General features: G+C 71.1%; 5 protein-coding genes. 3 read left to right on the top strand and 2 right to left on the bottom strand.

Annotated features, from left to right (window positions below):
• Positions 1 to 69 precede the first annotated feature (69 nt).
• The 3 genes from NA4_RS05630 (at position 70) to NA4_RS05620 (ending at position 3,213) form a co-directional block, all read left to right on the top strand.
• Positions 70 to 1,206, top strand: coding sequence for a heme/hemin ABC transporter substrate-binding protein (locus NA4_RS05630; RefSeq protein ID WP_084496842.1), 1,137 nt, complete (start codon positions 70 to 72; stop codon positions 1,204 to 1,206).
• Positions 1,203 to 2,288 carry a FecCD family ABC transporter permease gene (locus tag NA4_RS05625; protein ID WP_067464926.1) on the top strand — a complete coding sequence of 362 codons (1,086 nt, stop codon included), beginning with the start codon at positions 1,203 to 1,205 and terminating at the stop codon, positions 2,286 to 2,288. The genes NA4_RS05630 and NA4_RS05625 overlap by 4 nt, the downstream gene beginning before the upstream one ends.
• A gap of 94 nt (positions 2,289 to 2,382) precedes the next feature.
• Entirely contained in the window at positions 2,383 to 3,213 is an 831-nt protein-coding gene (locus tag NA4_RS05620) for a heme ABC transporter ATP-binding protein (protein ID WP_174552908.1), read from the top strand.
• Positions 3,214 to 3,452: 239 nt separating this feature from the next.
• On the opposite strand, the gene NA4_RS05615 is transcribed toward NA4_RS05620, so the two are convergent.
• Positions 3,453 to 5,546: an MMPL family transporter gene (locus NA4_RS05615; RefSeq protein WP_067464923.1), complete on the bottom strand. Its 2,094-nt coding sequence runs from the start codon at positions 5,544 to 5,546 to the stop codon at positions 3,453 to 3,455.
• Between the two features lie 16 nt (positions 5,547 to 5,562).
• Positions 5,563 to 5,990, bottom strand: a 428-nt coding sequence (locus tag NA4_RS41275; protein WP_067464920.1) for a WKL family lipoprotein, incomplete at its 5' end; no start/stop codon positions are given.

Genomic DNA, 5,990 nt, shown 5'->3' with positions numbered 1-5,990 from the left:
AGCGAGCGGACAATCGATACAGCCGAGCTCTCGCTCGTGCCGGAGCCGAGCGCCAGCGAGGCGCGGGCCATGAGCGAGCGTCAGCGAGTGAACTCTGGACACAGTCGAGTACTCGCTCGTGCCGGTGCCGAGTGTCAGCGAGGCTCGGGCACGAGCACCGCAGTGGTTCCGGGTGGGCGGCGCAACCGGCTGCGGGCCGGGTGGCGTGTCGTCTTGGCTCTGCTCGCGGCGATCCTGCTGGCCGGGTCGGCCGCCTGCGGCGCCGACGGCGCGGCGTCGCATGGTGGGCACGGGCCTGCGACGGCGACCCTGACCGATCTGGACCCGGTGCCGATCGGACCGGAGCCGGCGCCGACGCTGCCGGTGACAGTGCGGTCGTTCGACGGCGGCGAGGTCACCGTGACCGACGCCGGCCGCATCATCGCCGTGGATCGCTACGGCACTCTCGCCCAGATCGTCTACGCGCTGGGGTTGGGGCCCAAGCTGGTGGGGCGCAGTACCTCGGCGGCGTTTCCCGCGGTGCGGGACGTGCCCAACGTGGCGGGCGGCAACGGGTCGCTGAACGTGGAATCGGTGCTGGCGCTGCGGCCTTCGGTGTTCCTGACCGACACCACCAGCGCCGCGCCCGCGGTGCGGGAGCAGTTGCGTGCGGCGGGTGTGACGGTCGTCTACTTCGACCCGCAGCGCACGATGGACGGGGTGGTGCCGCAGATCGAGGCGGTCGCGGGCGCGTTGGGTGTACCGGAGCGTGGGCAGGCGCTGGCGCAGCGCACCCGCGACGAGATCGCCGCCGCCGAAGCCGCGGTGCCCGCCCACGACCCGCCGCTGACCATCGCGTTCCTGTATCTGCGTTCCACGGCCATCACGATGCTGGCCGGGCCTGGGTCGGGCGCGGACACGTTGATCGCGGCGCTGGGCGCGCGGGATGCGGGCACGTCGGCCGGGCTGAAAGAGCCGTTCACCGCGATCACCAGCGAGGCGATGATCGGTGCTGCACCGGATGTGCTGCTGGTGATGTCGGACGGGCTGAAGTCCGTCGGCGGGGTCGAGGGACTGCAGAAGGTGCCCGGCATCGCGCAGACCCCGGCCGGGCGGGACCGGCGCGTGGTGGACATGTCCGATGCGGTGCTGCTGAGTTTCGGGCCCAACACCGGCCGGGTGATCGCGGCGCTGAGCGCGGCCGTGTACGGCACCGGGCACGCATGACGTCTGCGACAGCGGCGCGGCCGGTTTCTCCCGCGCCGAAGTCACGGCGCCGCTCGCGGGTGCTGCTGGTGTTCGTGTTCGCGGTGGCCGGGCTGGTGGCGCTGGCGGTGGCGTCGGCGGCGATCGGGCAGGTGCCGACCACCCCGGCCGAGGTGGCGGGCAGTGTCCTGCACCGGATCGGGCTGGATCTGGGTCCGATGCCCGCGCATCCCTCCGGAGAGGTGACGCTGTGGCAAGTGCGGTTCCCGCGGGTGGTGCTGGCGATGCTGGTCGGTGCGGCGCTGGCGACCGCGGGTGCCTTGCTGCAGGGGGTGTTCGCCAATCCGCTGGCCGAACCGGGTGTGATCGGGGTGTCGGCGGGCGCCGCGGTCGGGGCGGGCACGGTGATCGTGGTGGGTGGTGCGTTTGTGGCGGCGTGGTCGGTGGCCGCGGCGGCGTTCGTCGCGGGATTGGCGACGACGTTGCTGGTGTATGTGCTGGCGCGCGCAAATGGACGCACCGAGGTCGTCACGCTGGTGCTCACCGGTGTCGCGATCAACGCCTTCGCGGGCGGGGTGATCGCGCTGCTGCTGTTCGTGGCGTCTCCGGCCGCCCGCGACCAGATCGTGTTCTGGCAGCTGGGGTCGCTGGGCGGCGCCACCTGGGAATCAGTGGGCGTGGTCGCGCCGCTCACCGCCGTCGGCGTGGCCGCGGCGGTGCTGCTGGCGCCGCGGCTGGATCTGCTGGCGCTCGGTGAGTCCGCCGCCCGTCATCTCGGCGTCGATGTGGAGCGGCTGCGGCGCAATGTGATCGTCGTCGTCGCGGTCCTGGCCACCGCCGGTGTCGCATTCACCGGCATCATCCTGTTCGTCGGGCTCATCGTCCCGCATCTGGTGCGCATGCTGGTCGGCCCGGCCCACCGTGTCCTCATCCCGCTCAGCGCCATCGTTGGGGCGGTGGTGCTGCTGGCGGCCGATGTCTGCGCCCGTTCCCTGGTCGACAACGCCGACCTGCCGCTGGGCATGCTCACCTCGCTCATCGGTGGCCCCGTCTTCTTCTGGCTGCTGCGCCGCACCCGGGCCCGCGCGGGAGGCTGGGCATGATCCCGCCCGGCTTCGCCGAACGGCGCATGGCTGTGGCGAACGTCGAGAGACGCTCTGCGGGGTGTGCGACTGGACGGGGATCAGGAGGAGAGCGGTGAGGGTGCGGTCGGTGCTGGTGCGGGCGCATGAGCTGCCGGAGGCGCCGAAACCGGGAGCGGTCACGGTGCGCGCGGCGGGGGTGAGTGTGGATCGGCAGGTGCGACGGGTGCTCGACGGGATCGATTTCGAAGCCGTCGCGGGTCAGGTCGTGGCCCTCGTGGGGCCCAATGGCGCGGGTAAATCGACGCTGCTGGCCGCGCTGGCCGGGGAGTTGACGCTCGCCGAGGGCATCGTGGAACTCGACGGGCAGCCGTTGACGCACTGGTCGACGCTGGACATGGCGCGGCGGCGAGCGGTGTTGCCGCAGACCCACACCGTCGGCTTCCCGTTCACCGCACGAGAAGTCGTGGCGATGGGCCGCGCGCCGTGGGTGCGCACCGAGCGTCGCGAACTCGACGACGAACAGATCGCCGCCGCGATGGCCGCCACCGACGTGGAACACCTTGCCGCCCGGTCTTTTCCGACGCTCTCGGGTGGTGAGCGCGCCCGGGTCGCGCTGGCGCGGGTGCTGGCCCAGGACACTGCGACGCTGCTGTTGGACGAGCCGACCGCGGCGCTGGATCTCGGCCATCAGGAAGCTGTGCTGCGGTTGGCCACCGATCGCGCCGCCGCCGGAGCCGCCGTGGTCGTGGTCCTGCACGATCTGGGGATCGCCGCCGCCTACGCCGACCGCGTCGCGGTGCTCGACTCCGGTCGCATCGCCGCCGACGGCCCGCCGCGGGAGGTGCTGACCACCGAGCTGCTCACCCGCGTCTACCAGCACCCGGTCGAAGTGCTCGATCACCCGGTCACCGGCGCCCAGCTCGTCCTGCCTGTGCGCCGCTGACCTCCGGCGCCGAGCACGCGGTGTCGCCCTGCTTCGCGGTGTACCTCGACCGGTGGCGAAGTCGGGCGCACTGGTGGGTTCGGAGCGTAGTTCGTGGGGCCTTCGCCAAACGAGGTCCGTGGCCGGGACTCGGTGTACGTTCCGCCGAACGTCGTTGTGCACGTAGGGCAAGCGGGCCGTCCAGTAACGCAGAACGACCAGCCCGCAGACGTTGGTCTCTCGGCGGCGCCCGCCGCGGCCTAACGCCAGATCAGTTTCAGCACCGCGGGTGTCAGCAGCATACGGATCACGGTGGCGTCCAGGATCAGCGCCGCGATCATGCCGTAGGCGATGTATTTCATCAGTACGAGATCGGAGAACCCGAACGCGCCGGTGACCACGATGAGGATGGCGGCGGCGGAGGTGATCACGCCGCCGGTGTGGGCGATGCCGTAGCGGATCGCCTCCGGCGGGTCGGCGCCCGCGGCGCGTGCCTCCGAGATCCGCGACAGCAGGAAGACCTCGTAGTCGGTGGACAGTCCGAACACCACCGTCACGATCAACGCCAGCACCGCGAACATCAGCGGCCCCGGGGTGAACTGGAACAGGCCCGCGCCGTGGCCTTCGACGAACACCCAGGTCAGCACGCCGAGCGTGGAGAGGAGACTGAGCGCGCTCATCGCGACGGCCTTCACCGCGAGCACGATCGAACCGAACGCGGCGTACAGCAGCGCCAGCGCCGCCGCCACCAGGATCGCCAGCAGCACCGGCAGGCCGTCGAGCAGGCCGTTGATGCTGTCGCGCTCGAGCGCGGGCACTCCGGCGACCATCACCCGCACCCCGGGCGGCTCGGGGATCGCGCGCAACGCGGCGATCACCCGGTCGGCGTCACGTTTGTCGGCCAGCCCAGCGGCGAGCACGTTGATGCCGTCCTTGGTCGCCGCGGCGGGCTCGAAGCGTCCGGTCAAGCCGGGGATCTGGTTGGCGGCGTAGCGGATGTCGCTCAGTTGCCTCGGGTCGGCGCCGACCACGACGAGTTTCAGCGGTTCGGTGCGGAAGCTGGGAAACAGCTCGTCGAAACGTTCCTGCGCGACCCGCGCCGGATTGTCCTGCGCCAGATACCGTTCGCTCAGTCCGCCGAACTCGATGTGCCGCAGCGGAATGCTGAGCGCCAGCAGTGCGAGCACGATCGGCACGGCCACCGCCAGCGGCCTGCACATCGCCCACACCGCCAGCCGGGAGAAGAATCCGGCGTCGATCTGCGCTTCGGTTCTGGTGCGGGAGAACCGTTTCCAGCCCAGGAAGTCGATGCGGTGACCGACGATGCTCAATGCCGCCGGCAGCGCGGTCACCGACAGCAGTGCCGCCAGCAGGACCGAGCTGATGCCGCCCAGCGGCACCGAGCGCAGGACCCCGTTCGGGAAGATGAACAGCGCGCCGAGGCTGATCGCGATGATGGCCGCCGAGAACAGCACCGTGCGTCCGGCGGTCGCGACGGTGCGGGCGGTGGCTTCTTCCACATCGCGGCCCGCGGCGAGCTCTTCCCGGAACCGGGTGACGGTGAACAATCCGTAGTCGATCGCCAACCCCAGGCTGACCAGGGTCATGACGGCGCTGGCGAAGACGTTGACGTCGATGTGGTCGGTCAGCAGCCGCAGTCCGCCCTGGGTGCCCAGGATCGTCATGCCGCCGATCAGCACCGGCAGCAGCGCCCCGATCACGCCGCCGAACACGAAATACAGTCCGATCGCCACGATCGGCAGGGCGATCATCTCGGCGCGTCTGATGTCGCGTTGCATGCCGGTGTTGATGCCTTCGACGATCGGCTGCAACCCGGCCAGCTGCACCGTTGTGCCGCCAGGGCCGCCGCCGGCGCGTCCGGCGCCGAGATGGTCTCGGATGGCCGCGTAGTTCTCGACGGTGGCGGTGCCGGAGCCGCGTAATCCGACGCTGGCGAACGCGTGGGTGCGCGTGGCGTCGGTCGCTTGGGCGGAAAACGGGCTGTCCCAGTAGCTGTCGATCTTGAGGATGCGATCGGGGTAGGTGGCCAGCAGAGCGGCGAGCTGTGCGGTGACCGGGCCGCGGACGGCGGGATCGTCGACGGTGGTGCCTGCCGGGGCGGTGTAGAGCAGGATCAGGTCGCTGTCGGTGTCGCGGCCGAACGTGCGGTCGGCCAGTTCGGCGGCGGCGACCGATTCGCTGCTCTCGTCGAACCAGCCCTCCTGGGTCAACCGGCCGGACAGGTCGCGGCCGTACCAGCCCGACACCAGCACGAACAGCAGGAAGACGGCCAGCACGAGGAAGCGGTTGCGGTGGACGAAGCGTCCCCACCGCAGCGATCCCGGCCTGCGCATCGAGTCGAGGCCCGGTTCAGCCGCAGGCCGGTGTGCGGTAGTCGGCCGAGCGCAGGATGCCGCACAGGTCGGTCCGCGAGATCCGCCACTTGCCGTCGATCAGCACGAAGTGGACCACGGTGGTGCGCACGGCGGTGCCGGTGCCGTCCTTGTCCAGCCGCATGGTGGCGGTCAGGGTGCCGTCGTGGTTGTCGAACACCGGGTCGGTCACGCCGTAGACGGCGCGCGGATTGTCCTGCAGCGCCCGGTACATGTCGGGGATGGCTTGGCGGAAGGCGTCGCCGTCCTCGATGAGGGCGGTGCGCTCGCTGTCGGGCAGGGCCGGGTCCAGTGCCCGCTTGATCTGGGCGTCCAGCTCGGCGGCCGTCGGCAGCGGCGGGTGCGCGGCGCTGGAGGAGGCGGCGATCGAGGACGACAGCGACGCGTTCGCCGACGAGCGGGCGG

Origin of the sequence: Nocardia amamiensis NBRC 102102, from assembly GCF_001612745.1 — a bacterium.
In the GTDB taxonomy this organism is placed as follows: Bacteria; Actinomycetota; Actinomycetes; order Mycobacteriales; family Mycobacteriaceae; genus Nocardia; species Nocardia amamiensis.
This window is presented reverse-complemented; position numbering and strand designations above follow the sequence as displayed.